At 69.2% G+C, this 23,520-nt stretch carries 16 protein-coding genes; 11 read left to right on the forward strand and 5 right to left on the reverse strand.

Going from position 1 to position 23,520, the window contains the following annotated elements:
• Nucleotides 1–522: 522 nt before the first annotated feature.
• The 4 genes from ACZ7JA_RS32985 to ACZ7JA_RS33000 are packed head-to-tail and all read left to right on the forward strand — an operon-like array spanning nucleotide 523 to nucleotide 3,184.
• Nucleotides 523–885 (forward strand): hypothetical protein, encoded by a 363-nt coding sequence (locus tag ACZ7JA_RS32985; protein ID WP_470812070.1) that lies wholly within the window; start codon nucleotides 523–525, stop codon nucleotides 883–885.
• Complete coding sequence (locus ACZ7JA_RS32990) at nucleotides 882–1,349, forward strand: WXG100-like domain-containing protein (protein ID WP_470812072.1); 468 nt, start codon at nucleotides 882–884, stop codon at nucleotides 1,347–1,349. Before ACZ7JA_RS32985 ends, ACZ7JA_RS32990 begins: the two co-directional genes overlap by 4 nt.
• A gap of 2 nt (nucleotides 1,350–1,351) precedes the next feature.
• On the forward strand, nucleotides 1,352–2,173 hold the full coding sequence (locus tag ACZ7JA_RS32995) for a hypothetical protein (protein WP_470812074.1): 822 nt from the start codon (nucleotides 1,352–1,354) through the stop codon (nucleotides 2,171–2,173).
• 21 nt (nucleotides 2,174–2,194) lie between these two features.
• Nucleotides 2,195–3,184 carry a hypothetical protein gene (locus ACZ7JA_RS33000; protein ID WP_470812076.1) on the forward strand — a complete coding sequence of 330 codons (990 nt, stop codon included), beginning with the start codon at nucleotides 2,195–2,197 and terminating at the stop codon, nucleotides 3,182–3,184.
• A 229-nt stretch (nucleotides 3,185–3,413) separates the two neighbouring features.
• On the opposite strand, the gene ACZ7JA_RS33005 is transcribed toward ACZ7JA_RS33000, so the two are convergent.
• The gene (locus tag ACZ7JA_RS33005) at nucleotides 3,414–3,743 is read right to left on the reverse strand and encodes a hypothetical protein (RefSeq protein WP_470812079.1); all 330 of its coding nucleotides are present in this window, start codon (nucleotides 3,741–3,743) and stop codon (nucleotides 3,414–3,416) included.
• A 65-nt stretch (nucleotides 3,744–3,808) separates the two neighbouring features.
• Nucleotides 3,809–4,006 carry a hypothetical protein gene (locus ACZ7JA_RS33010; protein ID WP_470812082.1) on the reverse strand — a complete coding sequence of 66 codons (198 nt, stop codon included), beginning with the start codon at nucleotides 4,004–4,006 and terminating at the stop codon, nucleotides 3,809–3,811.
• A gap of 208 nt (nucleotides 4,007–4,214) precedes the next feature.
• Between ACZ7JA_RS33010 and pglY the strand changes: the two genes are divergently transcribed.
• A complete protein-coding gene (gene pglY / locus ACZ7JA_RS33015; RefSeq protein WP_470812087.1) occupies nucleotides 4,215–8,108 on the forward strand; it encodes a BREX-2 system ATPase PglY in 3,894 nt (1,297 codons plus the stop codon).
• The gene (gene pglZ, locus ACZ7JA_RS33020) at nucleotides 8,105–11,026 is read left to right on the forward strand and encodes a BREX-2 system phosphatase PglZ (RefSeq protein WP_470812090.1); all 2,922 of its coding nucleotides are present in this window, start codon (nucleotides 8,105–8,107) and stop codon (nucleotides 11,024–11,026) included. Before pglY ends, pglZ begins: the two co-directional genes overlap by 4 nt.
• Nucleotides 11,027–11,212: 186 nt before the next feature.
• Here pglZ and ACZ7JA_RS33025 read toward each other — a convergent pair whose 3' ends face one another.
• From ACZ7JA_RS33025 to ACZ7JA_RS33035, 3 genes are all read right to left on the reverse strand, one after another.
• Nucleotides 11,213–12,265: a CBS domain-containing protein gene (locus ACZ7JA_RS33025; RefSeq protein WP_470812092.1), complete on the reverse strand. Its 1,053-nt coding sequence runs from the start codon at nucleotides 12,263–12,265 to the stop codon at nucleotides 11,213–11,215.
• On the reverse strand, nucleotides 12,262–14,079 hold the full coding sequence (locus tag ACZ7JA_RS33030) for a GmrSD restriction endonuclease domain-containing protein (RefSeq protein WP_470812094.1): 1,818 nt from the start codon (nucleotides 14,077–14,079) through the stop codon (nucleotides 12,262–12,264). Before ACZ7JA_RS33030 ends, ACZ7JA_RS33025 begins: the two co-directional genes overlap by 4 nt.
• Nucleotides 14,080–14,249: 170 nt before the next feature.
• A complete protein-coding gene (locus ACZ7JA_RS33035; protein ID WP_470812096.1) occupies nucleotides 14,250–14,975 on the reverse strand; it encodes a DUF4839 domain-containing protein in 726 nt (241 codons plus the stop codon).
• Between the two features lie 162 nt (nucleotides 14,976–15,137).
• Between ACZ7JA_RS33035 and brxD the strand changes: the two genes are divergently transcribed.
• From brxD to ACZ7JA_RS33060, 5 genes are all read left to right on the forward strand, one after another.
• A complete protein-coding gene (brxD, locus tag ACZ7JA_RS33040; protein ID WP_470812098.1) occupies nucleotides 15,138–16,487 on the forward strand; it encodes a BREX system ATP-binding protein BrxD in 1,350 nt (449 codons plus the stop codon).
• Nucleotides 16,487–18,694 carry a DEAD/DEAH box helicase gene (locus ACZ7JA_RS33045; RefSeq protein WP_470812100.1) on the forward strand — a complete coding sequence of 736 codons (2,208 nt, stop codon included), beginning with the start codon at nucleotides 16,487–16,489 and terminating at the stop codon, nucleotides 18,692–18,694. Before brxD ends, ACZ7JA_RS33045 begins: the two co-directional genes overlap by 1 nt.
• Nucleotides 18,695–18,803: 109 nt before the next feature.
• Nucleotides 18,804–20,582, forward strand: a complete 1,779-nt coding sequence (locus ACZ7JA_RS33050) for a hypothetical protein (protein ID WP_470812102.1) — start codon at nucleotides 18,804–18,806, stop codon at nucleotides 20,580–20,582.
• The gene (locus ACZ7JA_RS33055; protein WP_470812104.1) at nucleotides 20,582–21,397 is read left to right on the forward strand and encodes a hypothetical protein; all 816 of its coding nucleotides are present in this window, start codon (nucleotides 20,582–20,584) and stop codon (nucleotides 21,395–21,397) included. The genes ACZ7JA_RS33050 and ACZ7JA_RS33055 overlap by 1 nt, the downstream gene beginning before the upstream one ends.
• Nucleotides 21,394–23,454: an Hsp70 family protein gene (locus ACZ7JA_RS33060; protein ID WP_470812107.1), complete on the forward strand. Its 2,061-nt coding sequence runs from the start codon at nucleotides 21,394–21,396 to the stop codon at nucleotides 23,452–23,454. Before ACZ7JA_RS33055 ends, ACZ7JA_RS33060 begins: the two co-directional genes overlap by 4 nt.
• Nucleotides 23,455–23,520: the final 66 nt, after the last annotated feature.

Below are 23,520 nucleotides of genomic sequence, written 5' to 3' on the forward strand. Positions count from 1 at the left end.
TGAGCTCGGCCTGAGATATATCGCCACACTGTCTCCGTCCGGCTTCCGCTTCGCGTCCCCACGTCGTCCGGCTACGTGGCGGACCTGTCGAGGTTCACGCATGCCGGCTGGTCCACGGACGGCAAGGACCCCCCCGGGATTCGGCACCTGGATGGATGGTTGCCCGGTCAGTGGGGAGGAAGCCGGCAACCCAGGATCGTGGGAAGTGGCACTGCACTGAGCTCGCACGGGCGTGCGGCGGGCCGTGTCCGCTTGCTGCCCGGTCGAGCTGATCACCGAGTGCCGGGAAGCCACCTCCGAGCCTCGGGATGCTGGGGCGGGGCAAGGCAAGCGGAACGATCTCCCGGTTCCCGCCGGGGCGTGCCAGTCCTTGGTGATCACTTGGCGGGCAGCAGAGCCGTCATCCTTTGCGTGCCTTGATCGGAACTTTGCCGCTCCTTGGCCGGGATCGCGAGAGCAAACCGGCTCGGTGATCTACCGTCTTCGGGCCGGTCAGCCGACTCAGGGGGAGCAGAAGACGCCATGGGCGACTACAGCGACGGCAAGATACTCGACATCAAGATCGCCGATCTGAAGGCGACCGCCCCGCATTTCCACACGCACAGCTCCGACCTCGCCAAGGCGCTGACCAAGCTCAAGACGGCGCTGGCGGCGGCCGGTTCGCCGTGGGGTGACGACGAGCAGGGGAAGAAGTTCCACGAGCACTACGGCCCGCACGTCAAGAGGATGGAGACCGCCGCCGGGATTCTCGCGCTCGGTCTGGCCAGCATCGAAGCGGCCATGACCGACATGGCCGACGGCCACATCGACAACGAACTGCTGGTCCGCTCCATGTTCAGCAAGATCCAGGCCGCCCCGCACGACGGCCACGGGAGCGCGCAGTGAGCGCGGCCGACAAGGCCAAGGAGATCGTCCAGGACCTGACCGGCATGTGGTGGCCGGATGCCGACGAAGGGGGTCTGCGCGACGCGGCCAAAGCCTGGCGGGACTTCGCCGACGACCTGGAAGACGTGACGGCCGCCGCGAACAAGTCGGCGCGCGGCATCATCGAGTCCAACAAGGGCGAGGCGATATCCGCCTTCGACGACCCGTTCTGGCGCCGCTACTACCACGACGGCCACGGCTGGCTCCAGGACATGATCGATGGCGCCCGCGACATGGCCAAGGCCCTCGACCAGTACGCCGACGTCGTCCCAAGGCCGTCAAGCATCTGGAACACGAGCTGGAGATCGTCGGCGCCACCATCGTCGCCGGCACCGCCCTCGCGGTCTTCACGCTCGGCATCTCCGAAGGCGCCGCGGCAGCCGCCACCGCCTCGATCCTGGAGCTGTCCGCCACGCTCGGCGTGACCGTGTCCACCGAGATCGCCACCATCGCCGGCACCACCCTCGCCACGGCCGCCATCGGTGGACTCGAGTCGATCACCGTCGACCTCGCCGTCACCCAGCCCGTCGCCATCGCCACCGGCGAGAGCAAGGGCCTCAGCCTCGACGAGGTGAGCGACTCCGCCCGCTACGGCATGGAGTTCGGCGGCGCGTTCGGAGCAGGTGGGAGCACAGCCCGAATCGTCGCCGAGAACGGCGGGACGGTGGGCCTGTTCAACGGCTTCCGGCTGAACAGCGCGGCCCTCGACGAGATGGGCAAGTCCCGCACGTGGAAGCTGATCCAGTCCCCCGACTCGAAGATTCCCGTTCCTCCGGCGCGGGCCGGCGACTACGAGTTGGTCTCGGGCGACCCGGTCTACTTCGGCAAGAACACCACCACGGTGGGCTACGACGAACGCACCCTGAACAACCTGCAACGGGTCGCCCGTGTCCCCGGCGTGCACGACGTGGTCGTCCACGGCACGGACGAGGGGGTTTTCGTCCCCGGCCGCATCAACGCCGCGGGGAAGACCCTTACGGACTTCGAAGTGCATCCCAACCACATCGCGGACGCGATCCGCAGCAACCCCAACTACCACGGTGAACCGGTGCGCCTCATCTCCTGCTACTCCGGCGCCGACGCGAGACCGCCCGAGCTGCCCCTCGCGCAGTCCGTCGCCAACGAGCTCGGTGTGCCCGTGACGGCGCCCACGAGCAAGGTGGGAACGTCCCCCCAGCTCGGCCTCAACCAGACCCCCACCATCGGCAACAATGGCTACTGGCGCACCTACCTGCCCATGGCCCACTAGGGCAGGCTCACAGGAGTGGAAATGATCAAGCGAGCGGGCTTCTATCGGGAGACCGGCGGTCAGGCCACCACGGCAGACGATGCGCCGTCGCTGCGAGATGCCGTACGGGACAGTGGGCCCTGGGACGAGGACCGTGTCCTCGCCTACCTGGGATCGGCCCTGGAGATCTACACCACGATGGGTGCCGAGCGCGACGTCCTCACCGGTGAAGAGTGGATCGCCGGCTCCGGGTCCCTGATGACGGATGGCACCTGGCTCTGGCCCGTCGATCTCACGCACTACGTACGTCGTCACCACGCTGCCCTGCCACAGGAATTCCTGGACCACATCCGGACCAACAACTACACGGTGCCTGCCGTGCCCGACGAACGGGCCAGGCACATTTTCCAGGAGGAGTTCCCGGACCACGCCCCCGCCGCGGCCCCGTCCAAGGCTGCGGGCTTCTTCACTTGGTACGTGCCGAAACTGGACAGCGCGCGCGCCCATCAGCTCCTCACGCATCTGGAGACCGCCGGGCTCTCCGCCGTGCACCCGCTGACCAATGCGCTTTTCGGATTCCGCGAGACGCCGGTCGGAAACCGTGAGCCGCTGATGGGTGATGGCGCAACCCTGGCCGCAGCCTTGGCCGACGATCGATACTCGAAGGTCGAGTTCACCTGCTGGAAGGGGTACGACCAGTCCCTGACCAGCATCGTGCGACGCACGGACGAGACGACGCAGAGCATCACGCTGCGCCTCACCGACGTCCCCGTGTCCGACCGCGAGGAGGCGGTCGCGGCACTGGTGCGCACGCTCGATCAGGATGCGGCCGACTGCCGCGGGTTCGTCATCGACCGAGCCGGCGTTTCGGCTTCCCAGGACTGGGACCGCATCCTCGTCGGCGACGGAGGGCACTTCACCGTGTGGCCCGACACCGTCGGCATCCTCCGGGAGCGCGTGGGCAACCACCCTGAGCTCGCCAACAGCAAGCCGACTGCTTACGGCCCACTCGACGTCTTCCACCGCGCGTGAGCCTTCGGCTGCCATACCGTCCTCGGCACTGGTCCGACGGTCCTGATCGGGGTTCCGGCCGCTCCGGGTGCGGACGCTGTCGGTTGATCGATCCTTACCGAGGGGGTATACAGCGGAAGGGGCAGCGGGCGCCCGTCTGGCGGCCGGACGTTCCGGGCACGGGAGGCGGCCTGTCGTCGCTGTCCGGAGGCGGTGACCAGGGCAGACAGTGAGGGGGGCCGTGTTCGGCTCAGAACTGCACGACGACCACGCGGTCGGCGCACAGCTTGCGCATGCCGGCCTCGTCCGACGTGAACACGGTGATCGGGCCGGGCTGTCGCAGGGCGACGGCGGCGAGGGCCGCGTCGGTGGCGTACTTGTGGCCGTGCAGGCTCGCCTCCTTAAGATGGCTGGTCGCCTCCTCAGCGATCTCCTCGGTCGCCGGCTCGGCACGGAACGAGGAGGGCGCCCAGTGCCAGGCCGGCGGGCAGCGCGTCGGATCGTATGCCTCGATGAGGGTCATCGGCGTGGTCATGACCCGGGTTCGGGACGCCTTGGCCACCTTGAGGCGCCTCTTCATGTCGGCCTCCCCTCGGACCCTCCGGGAGAGGCCTTCGCTGCCGAGCGGGTATGCCCTCTCGCCCGTCACACAGCCTCGCGAGGTCGCTCAGGTGCGTTCTCGGCGGCGGCCCGGCGGGCGCGGGCGAGCTCGGCGTGCTCGCGCTCGATCTTCCGACGCCCGGCTTCCGCCTGTGCCGGCTCCTCCTCGATGACGGGCCCGTGTCCGGCCTCCAGCCAGTCGACGAATTCCCCCAGGCGGTCCTGCTCCCGCCGGCGCTCCATGGCGTGCGTGACGTAGCGGTGAAGCCGCCGGGGCAGACCTCGGCCCGGATGCCCTCGGCGGGCTCCTCGGGAAGCGTCACGGTGCACTTCTTGGTTGCCATACCGTTGACCACCGAGGGGCCGATCGGGCAGCCAACCGACAACCAGGCACCCAAACGATCAAGTACAAGCGGTGGCGGAGGCCACCAGATGGAGAGCGTGACCGGTAATGGCCCAGCAGCCGCCCCTCCTCCGCGATGTCATCGACATCAAGGAGTCCATCTCCACCTCGGACTTCGTGCTGTCCCTCGCCGAGGCGACCACAGACGAGGGCGCCCAGCACGCGCTCAAGGACTACGTCGTCACCGAGCGGCTGCTGGAGAACTTCGACGAGGCGCTGGACCTCATCAAGTCCGCGCTGGACGGGCACCGCTCCAAGGCGGCCTACCTGCACGGCTCGTTCGGTTCCGGTAAGTCGCACTTCATGGCCGTGCTGTACGCGCTGCTCAGCGGCAACCCGGCCGCCCGTTCCCGTACCGAGTTCGACCCCGTGCTGACCAAGCACGAGTGGCTGACCACGGACGGCAAGAAGTTCCTGCTCGTGCCCTACCACATGCTCGGTGCGAAGGCCCTGGAGCAGCGGGTGCTCGGTGGCTACGTGCACCACGTCAAGAAGCTGCGCCCGGAGGCACCCACTCCGCAGGTGTACCGGACCGACTCCCTCTTCGCCGACATCCGCGCGCTGCGCGCCAGTACCGGCGACGAAGCCGTCATCCGCGGCCTGGGCGGCAGCGACGCCGGCGACGGGGAGGAGGACGAGTGGGGCGAGGGCTTCGCCTGGACCCCGCAGCTCCTCGACACCGCGCTCGCCGCCGAGGAGAACCACGAGGCGGGCGTCCCGCTCAACCTCACCAACCCCTCCACCCCGGCCGAGCTGCGGGCAAAGCTGGTCAACGACGCCGGCACCAACCTCCTGCCCGGCTTCACCAAGAACGCCGCCGAGGACGAGCACGGCTTCATCTCCCTGGACGCCGGTCTGTCCGTCATCGCCGAGCACGCCAAGTCGCTCGGTTACGACGGTCTGATCCTGTTCATGGACGAGCTGATCCTCTGGCTGGCCACCCTCATCCACGACCAGAAGTTCGTCGCCCGCGAGGCCAGCAAGATCACGAACTTCGTGGAGGGCGGCGACGCCCGCCGGGCCATCCCCGTCGTGTCGTTCATCGCCCGCCAGCGCGACCTGCGCGAGCTGGTCGGCGAGGAGGTGTCGGGTGCGGCGGAGTCGTCCATTCAGGACACCCTGAACCTGGCTTCCGGGCGATTCGACAAGATCACCCTGGAGGACCGCAACCTCCCGCAGATCGCCCACGCCCGCCTCCTCAAGCCCAAGGACGCCGAGGCGGCCAAGCTGGTCGACGCGGCCTTCGAGCAGACCAAGCGGGTCGGCCCGCAGGTGTGGGACACCCTGCTCGGTTCCGAGAAGGGCACCACCGGCGCGGACGCGGAGTCGTTCCGGCTGACGTACCCGTTCTCGCCGGCGTTCATGGACACCCTCGTCCACATCTCGTCCGCGCTGCAGCGCTCCCGCACCGGTCTGAAGCTGATGGGCCAGCTCCTCGCCGACCACCGCAACGAGATCCGCCTCGGGCAGCTCATCCCGGTCGGAGACCTCTACCCGGTGATCACGGCGGGCGGCGACAAGCCGTTCACCGACAGCCTGAAGGTCGTCTTCGAGGCCGCTGACAAGCTCTACAAGACCAAGCTGCGGCCCTACCTGCTCAGCGCGTACGACATCACCGAGGACGATGTCGAGCAGTACCGCAACCGCCCTGAGTCCCTCACCGACCCGAAGCGGCTCAACGGCTGCCGGATGTTCGTCGGCGACAACCGGCTCGTGTGCACGCTGCTGCTGTCCGCGCTCGCACCCAGCGTGCCCGCGTTGTCCGAGCTGACCATCCGGCGGCTCGGCGCGCTCAACCACGGATCGGTGCTCGCACCCATCCCGGGCGCCGAGGTCGGCATCATCAAGAACAAGGTCGCCGAGTGGGCGGCCAGATTCCCCGAGATCAAGGAGACGGGCACCGACGCCAACCCCGGCGTGCGGCTGGAGCTGTCCGGCGTCGACGTGGACTCCGTCATCGCCAACGCCCAGGTCAACGACAACCCCGGCAACCGCGTCGCGCTCGCCCGCCGCCTGCTGTCCGAGGAACTGGGCGTCGAGCATGGCCAGTTGAACGATCAGCTCAACTTCACCTGGCGCGGCACCGCCCGCACCGCCGAGATCGTCTTCGGCAACGTGGCCGACGAGGACGAGTTGCCCGACCACGACCTGGTGCCGCAGGAGGAGGGCCGCTGGCGCATCGCCATAGACCTCCCCTTCGACGAGGGCGAGTGGGGCCCGGTCGAGGACGTCAACCGCATCCAGCGGCTGCGCGAGCGCCAGCAGGGCGAGCGGTCCCGCACGGTCGCCTGGCTCCCCGCGCACCTGTCCGCGCAGCGCTTCCAGGACTTCCGGCGCCTCGTCGTCATCGACAAGGCCCTCGTCGACGAGCACCGCTTCGACACCCAGTACGCCGGCCACCTCAACGCCGACAACCGCAGCCGCGCCAAGGGCCTCCTCGAAACCCAGCGTGAGGCACTGCTCAAGCAGGTCAAGGGCGCGTTCAAACAGGCGTACGGACTCGCGCAGAAGCAGGCCGCCGACGTCGTGCCCGACTTCGACGACCATCTCGTCGCACTGCCCGACGTCGACAGCCTCACCCTGTCCTTCGGACAGAGCATGCACGACGGCATCCGGCACGTCGCGGGCAAGCTGCTCGCCCACCAGTACCCGGCCCACCCCGACCTCGACCCCGACGCCACCGGCACCGCCGTCAAGCCCGCCGACACCAAGAAGGTGTTCACCCACGTCCGGGCCGCCGCCGAGGCCCGCGACGGGCGGGTGGAGGTCCCGGCCGTCGACCGCAAGCTCATGCAGCGCATCGCCGGGCCGCTGCGGCTGGGACAGCAGAAGGAGGCGTACTTCGAGCTGTCCCGCTACTGGGCCGATCACTTCCGGCAGCTCGCCCGCTCTCAGGGCGTCACCGGGGACCTGTCCCTGATCACGCTCACCGACTGGACCGACAAGCCCGACCCGCGCGGACTGCCCGACTTCCTCGCCCGGCTCGTGGTCGCCGCCTTCGCCGAAATGGAAGACCGGGTCTGGGTGCGTGGCGGCACCGTCCTGGACCCCGCGCCCGAACTGTCCGCGATCAAGGACCACGACGCGCTGCGCAGCCAGCCGCTGCCCGCCGAGTCCGACTGGGACATCGCACGGCAGCGCTTCGAGACGATCTTCGGTGCGAAGCCGCCCGCCCTGCGGCGCGGCCGCATGGTCAACCAGTTCGCCCGCCAGATCATCGAGGCCGCCCGCGGCCACCGGGACCACGCGGCCGACCTGGTGCACCAGCTGGAGGCCCACGCCTCCTTCCTCGGCCTCGACCAGACCGCCGACACCGGACGGCTCGCCCTCGCCCGCCGTTCCCTGGAACTGCTGGACGCCCTCACCGCGGAGGCCGGCAAGGGCGCGGCCGGGGCGAAGAAGACCGTGGAGGCCCTCGCTTCCTTCGACCTGGGCGAGACCAGCGCCGACCGGTACGGCACCTCGATCAAGAAGGCCCGCGCCGTCGCGGAGGCCGTCGCCTCCGCCCCCTGGAGCACCCTGGAGCTAGCCGCCGGGCTCGGCCCCGAGGGCGAGGCCCTGCTCGACTCGCTGCGCAACGTCGCCCGCGACGACCAGCGCACCGCCGACCTGCGCGACGCCCTCGCACGCACCCAGCGCGAGATCGTCGCCCTGATCAAGCGCGCTCAGGCCGCCGCCACCCCGCCGCCCGCGTCGGTCGCACCGCAGCCCTCCACGGCCGACGGCCAGTCCCTGGACACGCCGACCAGCGACCCGCGGATCCCGTACACCCAGCCGCCGGTGACACCCACCCCGGCGAGCGACGGCGGCACCGCGCGGAAGTCCGGACGCCGCAGCACGACCGTGTCCCGGGCCGCGGCCGATCTCCAGGCGGAGCTGGCCGAACTGGCCGCCCGGCACCCGAACGCGACCATCGAGATCACCTGGCAGGTCATCGAATGACGGACACCGTCGCCGCCGCACCGGGCGCGGTCCGGCTCAACACCGCGACCGTCACCCAGTACCTGTCCTCGCAGTCCTCCCTCGTCGCCTCCCTGACGGGGGACAGCGGGGGCAGGCGCCGGGTCGTGCTGCTGAGGTCAGCACCCCAGTGGGACGGCCCCGCCGAACTCGTCTGGGGCGAGGGCCGCACGGCCGGTGTCGCGGTGGGGCTTTCCCCGCTCGCCGTCCACGAACTCGTCCTCGACCACCTGGCGGGCCGTCGCCCCGGCCCCGCCGTCCTGGTCGTCCTCACCGACCGCGAGCAGAACGAACTGGACCCGGCGATCCTCGCCCGCGTCCACAAGCTGCGCATCGACACGGTCGACAGCTGGGACGTCGTCCGCGAGGCCTTCGGCGCCCGGCAGATAGACCCCCGGCTCAAGGACGTCAACTGGGCCGCCGAGGCGCTGCTGGACGCCACCCCGCCCGGCGGCTGGTCGGCCGTGCCCGGCGGCTGGCTGTCCCGCCAGTACGCCCTCACCGCGCTCGCCCAGCGCCGCCTCCGCCTGGGCCGCTACGACACCGAGGGGGGCACGCGCCGCCCCGGTGACGACCGGCTCGACGCCCAGGCCCTGCTGCACTGGTCGACCCGGCCCGGGGCCCCGGAACGGTTCCTGACCCTGCGCGGACCCGAACGCGCCGGATTGGCCGCCTTCCTCGGCGAGGAGGATCAGGCGGCCCTCGCCGGACGGGCCCTGCTCGCCCTCGTCGACACCGAACGCGGCGCGGACGCCGCTGCCTTCGGCCTGGTGTGCGCGGCCCTGTGGCAGCACGCCGAGCCCGCACCCGAGACGTACCGGGCCCGGGGCCGGGCCGAGCGCTACTTCGGCGACCAGCCCCCGGTAACCGGTGACCAGCTCGACGCCCTGGTGACCGTCTTCGGGCGGGCCGCCGAGGAGTACGTGACCACGCTGCTGGCGACCGGACACCGCACCGGGGGCACCGACGCCGACCAGGCCCGCGAGGCACGCCGCACCACCGGCATCGTGCTCGACCGGGCCTCCGCGTTGGCCCGCCAGTTCGGCGCGGAGGAAGCCGTCAAGGCGAGCCCCGTCCTGCGTGGCGGGCTGGAGGCCCGCTTCACCGCCGTCGGACGCGCGCTCGCAGTGGGCGACACGGCTGCGGTGGCGGACGCCGTCCGCCGCCTGGAGGACCACCGGCTCGCCGCCGAGCCGGAGGAATCCGCCCGCATCGAACGCGCCCGCATGGGCCAGCGCCTCGCCCGCTGGCTGGCCACCGACCCGCCCGCCGACGCCCCCACCGTCGCCGACGCCCTACAGCGGCACGTCGCCGAAACCGGTTGGGCGGACCTCGCTCTGGAACACATCGAGGCCGGCGGCGACCCGGACCCCAGCCTCAAGGCCGCCTACGACACACTCGGCACGCGAGTCCGGGACCGGCGTCGGCAGATCGACGCGTCCTTCGCCCGCTCCCTGGCCGCCTGGACGCAGGCCGGCACCCAGCCCGGCTCCATGCTCACCGTCGAGACCTTCCTGGACCGCGTCGTCGGCCCGGTCGTGCGGCGCGGGGAGGAACGGCGGATGCTGCTTCTCGTCCTCGACGGCATGAGCGCGGCCATCGCCAGCGAACTGGGCGAGGAACTGCGCCGCTCCTGGGCTGAGTTCGACCCGCTGCCCGAGGGTGACACCCCGTACCGGCGGGCAATGGCCGCCGCCCTGCCCACCGTGACGGCGGTGTCCCGCACCTCCCTCTTCGCGGGGACCCTGATGAAGGGCACCCAGGCGGACGAGAAGCGGCTCTTCCCCGCGCTGAAGTTGTGGGGCGGGGCCTCGGCCGCCGTCTTCCACAAGGACGACCTGCGCACCGAGACCGCGGGCGACACCTTCGGCCCGGCCCTCACCGAGGCGCTGGCCGACGGCAGGACCCATGTCGCCGTCGTCCTCAACGCGATCGACGACCGGCTCGCCAAGGAGCAGAAGCTCGGCGACGGCGCCTGGCGGATCGGCGATGTGCCCGGCCTGCGCGACCTACTGCGAGTGGCGGCCGCCCAGGGCATGGCGGTGGTCCTCACCAGCGATCACGGACACGTCGTGGACCGGCACGGCACGAAGGTCGACACCGCCGCCGATCCCGCGTCCGCCCGCCACCGCCTGCCCGGCGACGGCCCGCGCGCCGAACGCGAGATCGCCCTGCGCGGATCGCGCGTAGTGTGGCCCGAGTCCGGTGCGTCCGTCGTCGCCCTCTGGGACGCCGATTCCCGCTACACCGCCCTCAAGGCCGGCTACCACGGCGGGGCCTCCCTCGCCGAGGTCACCATCCCGGTGCTCGCCTTCCTGCCGTTCGGAGCGGAACCCCCCAAGGGGTGGAGGGAACTGGGCGACCAGCGGCCGGACTGGTGGGCCCTGGAGGAGACCGGAAGGACGCCGCTGGCGAGCGAACCCACCCCCCGGCCTGCGGCTGGAACGGTCTCCGCTCCCAAGAAGCCGACCGGGAAGGTCAAAAAGGATCGGGCAGAAGTCGCCCGGACCCACGACACACTCTTCGACGTCGCGCTGACCACCGGAGGAGACGACGCCCTGCTCACCCCGGCCGTCGTCTCCCGGACCGAGACGCTGGTGACGGCGCTGCTCGACTCGGAGACGTACCAAGCTCAGCTCGGCGGCCTGGCCCGCAAGCCGCAGCAGGAGCAGGTGCACAAGGCGCTCGCCGCCCTGCTGGACGCGGGTGGCACCCTGCCCGTGACCGCGCTCGCCCAGCGCGCCGGCATGCCCGTCACCAGGGGCGACGGCTTCGCCGCCGTCCTGCGGCAGCTCCTCAACTACGACGGTGTACAGGTACTTGAGACTCTGCCGGACGGCCGTACCCTGCGGCTCCACGAGGCGCTGCTGCGGGAGCAGTTCGCTCTCGGAGCGGGCTGACGACACGAGTCGGGGTGCCTCGAACCTTGGTCGCGAGGCACCCTGACTGGCCCGTATTCAGACGGCGATCTCCTGCCAGGCTCCCGAGCACACGGGCAGACTCCTCCGGTGTCAGCGCCACGAAGACGGTCTGGGTAGAGATCACGTGCCCGCAGTGAGCGAGGGGAACAGCCCCGCCCCGCTACCTCACGGCGCGAACTCCCGCAGCACCTTCGCGAAGGTCGTCAGCTCGTCGATCATCTCTGGCGGAAGCGGCTTCTCGTCGAAGTGGGCGATCCGGTTGCGGATGTCCTTCACCCGCTTCAACAGGCCGATGAACTGCTCTCGGGGCATGTTGGGCCACTTCAAGGCTGCCCAGTTGCGGTCGGCCCGCTCGGCCAGGGATTGCTTCGTCTGGTCGCCGTCCAGGAGCCTCAGATAGTCGCCGAACATGAGGTCCGACACCTGGCCCGTGCGGTGCTCCGGCTTCTTGTTCGTCTGGACCGCCTTGATGGTCTCCGTGTCCAGTGCCGCGCCCAGGCAGCGGCGCAGCAGTGACTCGATCTCGCCCACGATGAAGAAGGGGCGTGCCGCGCCTTCGAAGCGATCCGTGACGTCCGCGGCGGTGACGATGCCCGAGAGGCAGCCGTCGTCGCCGCGGACGAGCAGGTAGCCGTGCTCGCGGATGACCGGGAGGGCGGCGAAGAACTCCTGGCGGGCGTCGAAGACGGGCAGTTCGTCCTTCTCCATCGCGTTGTCCAGGGTGGCCGCCTTCCCAGCCCCGTACATCTTGGCCACGGACCCCCAGGTGACCACCCCGTGGACCTGCGCCATGCCGGTGGTCACCGGGATCTGGGAGAGGCCCTTGGTGCGCATGAGGAAGGTCGTCTGGGACAAGGGCGTGCCAGGTCCCACGGACACCAGGCCGTGCCGCGCCGACGGGATGTCGCCGAGCAGCAGCCGCTGCGGCAGTGCGTGCGAGGGCAGGGCCTCGTCCGCCTCGTCGGCCTCACCCTCCGGTTCGGCCGGCGTGCGCTGCGCGGGAATGGCCGCCAGCGGCACGACGTCGACGGTGCTGCGCAGACCGCAGACGGCGAAGTCCGGCAGTGTGGTCAGCCCGGCGTCCGTCAGGGCCTGCGAGATCCGGTGCACCGTCCGGTGGTCGCGGACCCTGACCTGGAACAGGTCGAGGATCTCCTGCACGGACACGCTCTTGCCCTTGAGTGAGGCGACGTCCTGCTCGTGAGGCATGGTCGTCATCGGGCGTCGTCCTCCGGCAGGTCGCGGAGCATCGTCTTCTTGCCCATGGCGGAGTGCACCAGGTCCTGCAACTGCTTGGAGCGGTCGTGGTAGAAGCGCTCGTAGTCGTTCTCGCGCAGGGCGTCCGGATCGATCAGGTGGGTGGTCAGGACGTCGTCGAACCATTCGGCGCGCATGTCGGACGCGGCGATCATCGTGGCCAGGTAGGACGACGGCGCACCCGTCATGTCCATCGCGGCGCGGTAGGACAAGGGTGTCTTGTTCACGATCGAACTCGTGGGCAGCCCATGGCTGTTACCCCGCCGGAACCACGTCTTGGGGAAGACCTGCCGGACGTCCACGCCGTATTCGTCGAGCCGGCCCGGACTGAGCGGGGCGTCGGTGTAGTGCCAGTCCACCGCCCCCTGCTTGATCAGCAGGGCGTAGATCCCCTTGTACGCGGCGCTGTTGCGGGTGGTCAGGGTGTCGAGGCGGTCGGCGAAGAAGAACGCCTCCGTGACCGTCTCGGGTGCCCTCTCATCCTGCGCGATCCAAGGGACGAGCTGTTCGACGTCCTTGGTGAAGCGCGTCTCCGTGGAGCCGCCGTACATCTCACCGAGGACCCCGCACCAGTACCACTGCTCGATCTTCTCCTCCGCCCCCAGCCCGCCCGTCGCCCTGTCGAGGATGGCGCGGACGGCTGCGAGCGGGACGAGCTGCGTCTTGTACGGCAGGTCGGCCGGGCGGACGATGCACTGCCGCTCCAGGAAGTCGCCCACCCAGGCGAAGGCGTCGGCCAGCTTGGGCGCCAGGCGCACGAAGTCGGCCAGAGGAAGGTCCAGCAGATCGCGGCGCTTGCAGGACACCGTGGCTCCGAGGCCCTGCTGCTTCCGCTCCCAGGTGCGCACCAGCGCGATGGCCTGGAGGAAGTCGATGCTGCTCAGCCCGTTCTCGAGGCCGCTCTCCAGACGGCCGAAGACCGGGTACTTGCTCGCCAGAGCCTGCTTGATCTCCCGCCACACCTCGGGAAGCTGGTAGTAGTCCCCGGTACGTTCGACGTAGTCGCGGTCCCCGGCGTAGGTCGCGGTGAGCAGTTCGAAGACGTTCAGGGGCACGCCGCCCGTGTTGACCCGCTCGAACACCGCGCAGACGGCGTCCATGGAGGTGGAGGCGGCCAGCCGGATCATCGGCACCTGGAAGGCGCGGACCTGCTGGAGGACCGCCTCGTCGAACTGGCCCCACAGGTCCCAGTTCCGGTCCTCGTCCGCCTTGATGTACGCCTTCTTCCACTCGTTCACGCGCTGAGCGTCGAAGACGAAGTGCAGGGGGAAGAGGCCGGCCGCGCACTCGGCCTCGGTGGTGCTCAGGTCCAGCACCACGGTGCGGTTGAAGTCCGTCCGCAGCACCTTGTCGGCCGGGACGGACAGGATGGCCTCGTCGCGGTCCGCGGACGGCCCGACGGCCTTCGCGATGTCGACGTAGTACCACCGCTGGATGGGCTTGCCCCGGGAGTCTGCCGTCTCTACCGGGGCGTCCAGCCACAGGGCCTGGAAGAGCGAGGTGAGGCGCTGCTGCCCGTCCAGCAGCAGGAGGTCGGCCTCCGGGGCCCCGTTCGGCTGTGCGCCGGTGAGTGTCCGGGAACGGAACCGGGTGGCGCCACCGGTCTGCAGCGTCATCACGACGCCGAGCGGGTAGTCCAGTGTGACCGTCGCGATGATCGCCCGGATCCGGTCGTCGTCCCACTTCCAGTTCCTCTGGAAATCGGGCAGTTGTAAGGAGCCCGAGGCGACATCCGCCAGTACGTCCTTGAGCTTCACGTTGTCGAGGGCCGCCATGTGACTCCACTTCCCGCCTGTTGCCTGTACGGAGAGTGATTCCAGCAGCGCTCTGTGGTGACGGTCAAGCGGTTCGCAGACGCAGGTGCCGGGAGCGCGGATCCATGCCCCAGGTTGATGCCCCATGAGCCAGTTCGAACAGGCCCTGCAGACGCGGCTGCCTGTCTTGGTTACCGGGTTTCCGTCGAAATCGGTTCGAGGAAGAAGAGGCACTGCTTTGCGTTGTATTGCCCCACCTTGGCGACGAAGTGGAACTTGTCGCCTGTGCTGACGGTGGCAGGGATGTTCTTGCCGGTCAGTCCCAAATCGAAGATGTTGACGTTCTCATACTTGAAGGCTGGGCCCGCCGTCGTGTTCGGTCCCTTGTCGCCAGGGCCCAGGAGGATGTCGTAGCGGGTGTGGTAATCACCGTAGGGCGCCATGTTCATGATCGAGCCGTTGAACGCGATCGTCTGGCCTGTGTGCCTGGTCGCAAAGTCCAGGTTCGCACCGTCACACGAGTCCGCCTTCAGCAGTGCTGCGAACTTCGGATCGTTCTGGGGCGTGGTGACTGTGGTAGCAGCTGACTTGGTCGCGGTCGGAGTCGGCGTAGCAGAAGACTTTTCGCCGGCAGCCGCCGCCGACTGGTCTGCTCTGTCCTTTTTCCCGTCTCCGTCGCTGAGTGCAGCGCCAAGGCCGATGACGATGGCCAGGATCACGAAGACGGCGGCCGCCGCGCCGATCAGGAGCCGCGGCAGCGGCTTTTTCGGCCGACGGAAGTTGAGGGTGGAGCGGAGCTTTCCCTGCGCCTGCTCCACGAGCTCCCAGCCATCCTTCTGCATCTTTGAGATCACCAAGCCGTCAGTGCCGCGGACGGTCTTCACGATCTTGTACTCGTACTTGATCTCGTCGGCCACGCCGCTCCGCCCCCTGAATCCTGCTCACACCAACTGCCTCGCGCAGCATAGGGGACCCCGCAGTTTCCGCGCGGAGTGCTGATGCGCCGTGCCATCTGGATGCTGGACATCGTGAGGCGTTACCGAGGCACTGATGCGCAGGAGGATGGGACACTGGTCCCCGTGAGCACCACCGGATCCAAGCGCCCCGCACAGGTCAGCGCCGCCCGCCGCCGTACCGTCATCGACGCCCTGCGCCGCGGGGCCGTACCTGAGAGCGGGCTCGATCTGCTCGCCACCGGACTCGACCGGTTCGAGACGGCCCTCGACGCCGAATTGGACGCTGTCGCGTCCGGCGGGTCCGTGTTCAAGGCCGTGCGCGGTGAGTACGGCTCCGGCAAGACGTTCTTCACCCGCTGGCTGGGGGAGCGGGCCAAGCGCCGCAACTTCGCCGTGGCCGAGATCCAGATCTCCGAGAACGAGACGCCGCTGCACAAACTGGAGACCGTCTACCGGCGGCTCACCGAGCGCCTCACCACCTCCAGCTTCCCGCCCAGCGCTCTGCGGCCGGTGGTCGACGCCTGGTTCTACGCCTTGGAGGAGGACGCCCTCGCAGCCGGCGCGACCGAGGACGAGCTGCCCGGCGAGGTGGAGAAACTGCTCGCCGCGCGGCTCGCCGAGGTGTCCCGGCACGCCCCGTCCTTCGCCACCGCCCTGCGCGGCTACCGGGCCGCCCTCGCCGATGGCGACGAGGCGACCGCGGCGGCCGTACTGGCGTGGCTCGGCGGACAACCGCACGTCGCGGCCTCCGCCCGCCGGTCCGCCGGGGTGCGCGGCGACCTCGACCACTTCGGGGCGCTCGGCTTCCTGCAGGGACTCCTCACCGTGCTGCGCGATTCCGGGCACACCGGGCTCTTCGTCGTCCTGGACGAGGTGGAGACGCTGCAACGGGTCCGCTCCGACGCACGCGACAAGGCGCTGAACGCACTCCGGCAGCTCATCGACGAGGTGCACTCCGGTCGTTTCCCCGGCCTGTACCTCGTCATCACCGGCACGCCGGCCTTCTATGACGGCCAGCAGGGTGTCCAGCGCCTGGCTCCGCTGGCCCAGCGGCTCGCCACCGACTTCACCACCGATCCGCGCTTCGACAACCCCCGCGCCGTCCAGATCCGGCTGCCCGGATTCACCCAGGAGTCCCTGGTAGGCCTCGGCGTCACCATCCGAGACCTCTACGCGGACGCCGCCTCGTCACCCGAGCGCGTGCGGACGGTCGTCGACGACGCCTACGTCGCGGACCTCGCACGGGCCGTCGGCGGGGCGCTCGGTGGAAAGGTCGGGGTGGCGCCGCGGCTGTTCCTGAAGAAGCTCGTCGGAGACGTCCTCGACCGCGTGGACCAGTTCGACGACTTCGATCCCCGACGGCACTACAAGCTGACCGTGGCGAGCAGCGAGCTCACCGACGTGGAGCGGAACCTGGCCGCCGCGGTCACCGGCGGTGCCGCGTCCGCTGACGACGTCGACCTGGAGCTGTGATGGCGGACGCCGACAGTCCGACCGGGACGGCCTCGGCCGGGAGAGAGGGCGACGTCCTCGACCGGCTCGACCCTGTCGTCCTGCACCACATCGTCAACACCCTCGGCTGGCCCGACCTGCGTCCCCTCCAGCGGGCGGCGATCACCCCCCTCATGGACGGCGATGACGCCGTCCTGCTGGCCCCCACGGCCGGCGGCAAGACCGAGGCGGCCTGCTTCCCGCTGCTGTCGGCGATGGCGGGACAGCGGTGGACGGGCACCTCGGTGCTGTACCTGTGCCCCCTCAAGGCGCTCCTCAACAACCTGGTCGGCCGCGTCGACACCTATGCCCAGTGGCTGGGACGACGCGCGGCGCTCTGGCACGGCGACACCAAGGAGTCGCAGCGGCAGCGCATCCGCACCGAGGCGCCGGACATCCTGCTGACCACGCCCGAGTCACTCGAGGCGATGCTGATCGGCGTCAAGACCGACCACGCACGGCTGCTGGGGGGCGTCCGGGCCGTCGTCGTCGACGAGGTGCACGCCTTCGCGGATGACGACCGGGGCTGGCACCTGCTCGCCGTGCTCGAACGGCTGGAGCGGGTGACCGGCCGGCCCATCCAGCGGATCGGGCTCTCGGCGACCGTCGGCAACCCGGAGCAGTTGCTGCACTGGTTGCAGGGCGCGAGCGCGGGGAGCCGGGCGGGGCGCGTGGTCGCCCCGGGGGTGATACTGCCCGCATCCGGTGATACGGGCGACGGCCGGAAAGCCACCGCTGAGCCGCTTCCTCGACCGGCGGGGGAGGTGGAGTTGGACTACGTGGGCTCCCTCGACAACGCCGCCAAACTCATCGCGGCCCTGCACCGGGGCGAGAAGCGCCTCGTCTTCTGCGACTCACGGGCACAGGTCGAGCAACTGGGTGCCGCGCTGCGCGCCCGCGAGGTGACCGTCTTCCTGTCCCACGCCTCCCTGTCCGTCGACGAACGCACCCGCTCGGAGCAGGCGTTCGCCGAAGCGCGCGACTGCGTCATCGTCTCCACCTCCACCCTCGAACTCGGCATCGACGTAGGCGACCTCGACCGCGTCATCCAGATCGACTCACCGGCGTCCGTCGCATCGTTCCTCCAGCGCATCGGCCGTACCGGCCGCCGGCCCGGCACCGTGCGCAACTGCCTGTTCCTCACCACCCGCAAGGACACCCTGCTGCAGGCTGCGGGACTGCTGCTGCTGTGGTCGCGGGGCTGGGTCGAACCGGTCCTCCCGCCGCCCGAGCCCCGTCATCTCGTGGCCCAGCAGCTCCTCGCCGTCACCCTGCAACAACACAAGCTCGGCGACCGACTGTGGGATCGGCAGTGGAACGGCCTCGCCCCGTTCGACCGGTCGGCCGCCCCCATCCTGCGCCATCTCACCGACGAAGGATTCCTCGACAACGACGGTGGCATGCTCTTCGTCGGGCCGGAAGCCGAACACCGCTTCGGCAAGCGGCACTTCATCGAACTCACGGCCTCCTTCACTGCGCCGCCCCAGTTCACCGTCCTGTCCGGCCGCACCGAGATCGGCCGCACCGACCCGAGCGTGCTCACCGAGGAACGCCCCGGCCCTCGGCGTCTGCTGCTCGGCGGGCGCAGCTGGCAGGTCACCTACATCGACTGGACGCGCAAACGCGTCTTCGTCGAACCCGCCGACGGCGGAGGCGTCGCCAAGTGGATGAACGGCGGCATCGCCGGACTGTCGTACGCCCTCACCCGTGCCATGCGCGAGGTGCTGATGGGCATGGATCCGCCCGTCTCCCTCACCCGGCGTGCCGAGGCATGCCTGGCCGAGCAGCGCGAGACCGACGCCCCCGACACGGTGCGCCCGGGCGGCACGCTGATCACTGTCGGCCGCGACGTGCGATGGTGGACCTGGGCCGGCTATCGCGCCAACGCCACCCTCGCCGCCACCCTCCAGTCGGTCACCGACCCGCTGCAGCGTCCCACCGACTGCTGGCTGCGCCTGCGCGAGGATCTCACTTCCGCCGCCTGGCACGAAGCGCGTGAGAGCGTCGGTGACGTTCTCGTCCTTCCGGACGTGGATCGTCGGGCCGTTCGAGGTCTCAAGTTCTCGGCGGCCCTGCCCGAACGCCTCGCCGCAGCGACGGTCGCGGCCCGACTGGCCGATTTCGACGGCGCGCGGGCCGTGCTTCGGGAACCGGTGCGCCTGCAGCACGACGTTTCCGCTGGTGAATGAGCTACACCACTTCAGACCAGTGGTTTCGTGTTCTACCATCGACGCGATCCGTGATCCGGAACATGGGGAGTGAACCGGGTGGCACGGCATGAGGGGGGAAGACTCTTCGATGACGACGGAGCCGCTTGCCGTGGGCAACGTGGAGGATCTGCGACGCGCGGAAATGGAGCGCAGGGAACAGCGGCGCAGGGAGCGGGAGAACGGTGCCATCGCGCCCCTGCGTGCCCGACGCCGTGCCCCGGGCAGCGGCATGTCGACCGAGGCGATCGGCCCTCATGCCCAAGACGAGCCGACGCTCCCTGAGCCCTTCGTGTTGCCCCCACGTGTGGCTCATGTGCTTGCGCGGGTCGCCGACGAACTGGGCGAGAGCCGGGTGGCTGTCGACCAGCTGTCGCTGCGGGCGGACATGGTGGCCGACCCCTTGCGAGCCGTAGCAGCCAAGGCGCTTGACTTGCTGCGCCGTATGGAAGCGCTGCCCGCCCTGGGACACCTGCTCGACCTTGCGGCTGGTGGTCTGCCCGTGTTGGCCGAGGGTGACAGAGCGCGTGCCGAGGCGATTCGCTCCGGACGCCTGCCCGCCCCGGAGGGCACTCCAGACGTCGTCGATGCCTGGCAGCTCCACTTGGAGGCTGTCGAGGCCCAGGACAGGGCAGTGCTCTCGACTGCCGCCTGGCAGCGGCTGGTCGAGCTTCTTCCGCTGCCGGTGGTGGACGACCTGATAGACGAAGGGCGTCTCCGAGCGAACGCCATGCCCCACACGTGGCCGGAACAGACCGAACGTGTCAGATATGCGCGGGCTCGTCTCGATCCCAGACGTCTGGACGACGCCGACATCGAGGCACTCGACTGGCAGGACGAAGCGTGCCGCCGCATCCTGGCGGCGGGCGGCACGGTCGAACCCGTCGAGGGACGCCACGACGAGTGGAGCGTGCGATCGGCACTCCTGAGCGGTCAGGTCTCCATTCTGGAGGCCCTCGGGTCGGCTGAATGCGAGGAACTGCCCCACGATCTCGCCGACCTGGTGTTCTCCTTGCAGCGAGTCCGCCAGGGCGGACGGGTGGACGACCGCCTCGGCCACGACCGCTCGTTGTTCGGCCTCTTGGAGGACTGTCTTCCCGACAGACGCCTCATCGCCGGCAGGACGGCCTTCCACTACTGGGCCGGCACCCGGCGTCTGTACCGTCTCCTGGACGACATGCACTGGGTCATGGCCTGTGAACCGCAGAACACGGAGGACGCGGTCCGGGCGACGTTGCAGCAGGCTGCGGCTCTGCGGAACCCGGAATCCAACGGAGCTGCAGGCTCAGCCGACCGGGAAGCGCGTGCGGTGCAGGCTTATCTGACCTATCTCCACGCCCGTCAAGGTGAACGCGACCGCCTCGACCAGGGAGTCGGCCTGATCGAAGACATCTTGAAGCGCGGCGGCAAACGGCGAGGAGGAGTGGAAGGGGAACAGCGGCGTCGCATGCATGCGCTCAGCGAACTGCTGCAGGCTCTCCGCTTCAAGAGCAAGCCGCACGACGTCCTCAACCCCTACTTCGCTCTCTGCGTCGAACACGGCTCGAGCGAGTGGGGGCAAGGCTGGCGTGACCTGCGACGACAAGTGCCGCCCGAGCAGCTCGAGTACATCAACGGCGCCAAGGACCGTATCCGCCGTACCGAAACGGCGCGACGTCTGGGCGAAGACGGAGAGGCGCTCTACGAACTGCCCCTGAACGAGCGGTTCCTATGGGTGCCCGAGGTGAGAGGTGCACTGCTCCATCCCGGGCCACGCCCTTTGGGGCGCCGCACGCCTCCGAGCACGGAGCAGGAGCAGTCGTGGTCCGCCGACCAGGCGGCACGTGAGATCATCGGCCGTTGTGCCGCGAGACTGAGGAACGATCACTGATGCCCTCGAACAAGAAGGCACGCAAGCCCGCCGCCGAGCCACGGCGGATTCCGGAGTTCGAGGGGGCGCGGACCAAACCGGTCAGGGGCGGCACGCGGCAAACCCGGGAGTACGACGGGGAGCAGCACGCCGCCCGGGACAGGGACACCGCCTCGCAGACCGGGCCTACGGAACATTGCCGAGACAGGGCACGCGAGGAGCGTGTTCAAGAACGGTCAGCCGGGGTCGCTGAGCCTGCACCGCTGGTGGATCCCCGATCGGACCCCGAGGTGATGTTCCGCGTCCTCAGCGACAAGATCGCGGTGAAGGTGGACCGGGCGGCAATGAAGGCGGGCGCCAGCGCCGCCCAAGAGGTCAGCCGCAGGCTCACTGCAGAACTCGACGCAGCGATCGCCGGAGCTCAGTCGACAGCGAGCAAGATGGGCACGCTCGTACAACAGGCTGTGCAGGCCGCAGTGGATGAGGCGCTGCGCACTGCCGTACTCAACGCCACACGGGTTCACGAGGAGCATCTTGCCCAACTCGCGTTGATCGATCGCACAGCCCAAACGGCGCGAGACATCAATGCGGTCAGACTGCGTGTGGAGGAGGAAATGCGCCGATCCGGCCTGACCCGCGTTGCCGAGCCGGATGCTGACTGCTTCAACCTGGTCAACCCGACAGAGCATGCAGGTAGCTCCAGCTACCAAGTTGTGGCGCCCGCCTACAAGGACAGCCGCTCCGGCCGTGTCATTCAGCGGGGGGAGATGAGGCGCGTACCTGCTGGCGCCGCCAGCACCACCGCCATCGGCTCCGAGGGAGGGGAGCAGGAATGACCTTCGGTATCGACTTCGGGACAAGCAACTCTGTCGTCGCGCGATGGACGGGTAGCGCCACAGAAGTGATCCGGGTGGACTCTGCAGCCCTGCCGGCGGAATGGAATCGGCCCGGCTTCGACGAACTCTTCCCATCCGTGGTCTCGTTGCGAGACATCCAGCGCACGCTGTGCTTCGGCTGGTCCGCCAAGTGCGAGACGGCCGAGCCTCAGGACGCCGTCAAGCGCATGCTCGCCTCGCGACCGCGGGCCATGGACCGGGGTGATCTGGCTCCTGCAGGGACAGTGCCGGAGGAGCACGAGGTCTGGCTGGGCGATGAACCATTTCGCAGTACCGCGGTGGCCGCGGCCCTCTTCGACCAGATGAGGGAAGGCGTGCGTCGAAATCTGCGGGAGATGGAAGAAGCGGTCGTCACGGTACCTGCGAACGCCACCGGAGCCGCGCGTTACCGAACGCGATCCGCAGCCCGGCTCGCGGGCGTCAAGGTCAAGGCGCTCATCAACGAACCGACTGCCGCGGCCATCAGCTACGCCCACGACTTCCCGGGCGAAGGCAGGTTCCTGGTCTTCGACTGGGGCGGTGGCACGATCGACGTCACAGTGCTCGAGCATTACGACGGCATCTTCGACGAAATGGCCTCGCGTGGCATCACCGCACTCGGCGGCCTGGAGTTCGATGAGGAACTCGTCAAGCTGGTCCTGTCCAAATTGGGCAGCCATCCGGGCAGACTGACCCGGCAGGAAGCTCGCCGCTGGAGGCGGCATGTGGAATTGACGAAGATCCTGCTGTCCCAGCCGGGAACGGACCAGGTTCTCTTCGAACCATTGGGCGGGCTCGAACCGGTGGTGCTTCACCGGGACGAGTTCGAAGCTGCCGTGCAGCCGCTGGTCCGCCGCGCGCTCATCCCGCTGGAGGAGTGCCTGCAGGACGTGGGGCTCACCGCTCACGACCTTGACGCGGTGCTGATGATCGGAGGCACCTCCCAGATCCCACTGGTGCGGCGTGAGGTCGAGCGCGCCCTAGGAAGAGGGGTGGTCGATCCGCAGCTGTGCAAGCCGATGACGGCGGTCGCCAGGGGCGCTGCGATCACGGCGGCCGAGATCGACGGCCTGATTCCGGAGACGACGATCTCGGTCGCCACGAGCCACGATCTCGGTCTGTCCTTCGATGCGGGCGGCCAACGGGGCTTCGCCACCCTTATTCCCCGGTACTCGACCTTGCCCGCGCGAGGTACCAAGAGCGCTATGCCCTCCATCCGAGGGGCATCGAAGGTGATCCTGGAAATCGTCGAAGGAGACGGTCAGCGTGCCGCGGACGACGAACGGACGTTCCCGCTGGCACGGCTCGAACTACCGGTTCCCCAGCCCAAGGCCGAGCCGTCGATCAACGTGTTCGACGTCGACTATCACTACGACCGCAGTGGCATTCTCAAGATCCATGCCAAGTCCCGACACACGGGTACTGTCATCCTCGACGAGGAACTGGACTGCTTCGGACCCGACGGCACGCCCATTGCCCAAGCGCTCGACCGGGAGTTGGAGCGGTTGCTGCGACGCATCGAGGAGCCGGCTGCGGCGCCGGCGGCCACGGTGGCGTCACCTCGAGCGGAGGCCTCGCCGCTGCCGGCGGAGAACGAGTCGGAGGAATCCCGAGGCGGTGACCTGCCGGTTCTGGTGGTTGACGGCCGCGGCATCATGACGGCCGGACGCAGCCCCGCCTCGCCGCGCCCTCCGAGCATGCGGTTGCTCGGCTCAGCGCTGAACGAGATCAGGCGTCGCTTCACGGACCGGCATGTCGTGACCGTAATCGGCAGCGACCTCGTCGACGCCGTCGAGCACGACGAGCAACCGGTCCTGGACAAAGCCATTGAGGACGGATTCGTCGTGACCGTCCCCTCCTCATCGTCCCAGGCGGTTCTGAACGTCGCACAGCAACTCGATGCCATGGTCGTCTCGATGGACGACCTGACACGCATGCGTACTCCACACCCCTGGGTGGTGGAAAAAGGACGATTCATCAAACTGGCCCGGGTCGAGCGCAACTGGGTTTTCGTGTAGAGGCGCAGACGTTAGTCATCGGATCGTGGCTCTCACGCGATCAGGTGGTGTCTGCCGGTCCGGGCA

The sequence above is a fragment of the Streptomyces sp. NPDC038135 genome, from assembly GCF_055601245.1.

Bases quoted from the DNA above. Each gene is read 5' to 3' on its own strand.
- ACZ7JA_RS32985 (WP_470812070.1), top strand. From the start codon at position 523: ATGGGCGACTACAGCGACGGCAAGATACTCGACATCAAGATCGCCGAT.
- ACZ7JA_RS33000 (WP_470812076.1), top strand. From the start codon at position 2,195: ATGATCAAGCGAGCGGGCTTCTATCGGGAGACCGGCGGTCAGGCCACC.
- ACZ7JA_RS33005 (WP_470812079.1), bottom strand. From the start codon at position 3,743: ATGAAGAGGCGCCTCAAGGTGGCCAAGGCGTCCCGAACCCGGGTCATG.
- ACZ7JA_RS33010 (WP_470812082.1), bottom strand. From the start codon at position 4,006: ATGGAGCGCCGGCGGGAGCAGGACCGCCTGGGGGAATTCGTCGACTGG.
- pglY (WP_470812087.1), top strand. From the start codon at position 4,215: ATGGCCCAGCAGCCGCCCCTCCTCCGCGATGTCATCGACATCAAGGAG.
- pglZ (WP_470812090.1), top strand. From the start codon at position 8,105: ATGACGGACACCGTCGCCGCCGCACCGGGCGCGGTCCGGCTCAACACC.
- ACZ7JA_RS33025 (WP_470812092.1), bottom strand. From the start codon at position 12,265: ATGACGACCATGCCTCACGAGCAGGACGTCGCCTCACTCAAGGGCAAG.
- ACZ7JA_RS33030 (WP_470812094.1), bottom strand. From the start codon at position 14,079: ATGGCGGCCCTCGACAACGTGAAGCTCAAGGACGTACTGGCGGATGTC.
- ACZ7JA_RS33045 (WP_470812100.1), top strand. From the start codon at position 16,487: ATGGCGGACGCCGACAGTCCGACCGGGACGGCCTCGGCCGGGAGAGAG.
- ACZ7JA_RS33050 (WP_470812102.1), top strand. From the start codon at position 18,804: ATGACGACGGAGCCGCTTGCCGTGGGCAACGTGGAGGATCTGCGACGC.
- ACZ7JA_RS33055 (WP_470812104.1), top strand. From the start codon at position 20,582: ATGCCCTCGAACAAGAAGGCACGCAAGCCCGCCGCCGAGCCACGGCGG.
- ACZ7JA_RS33060 (WP_470812107.1), top strand. From the start codon at position 21,394: ATGACCTTCGGTATCGACTTCGGGACAAGCAACTCTGTCGTCGCGCGA.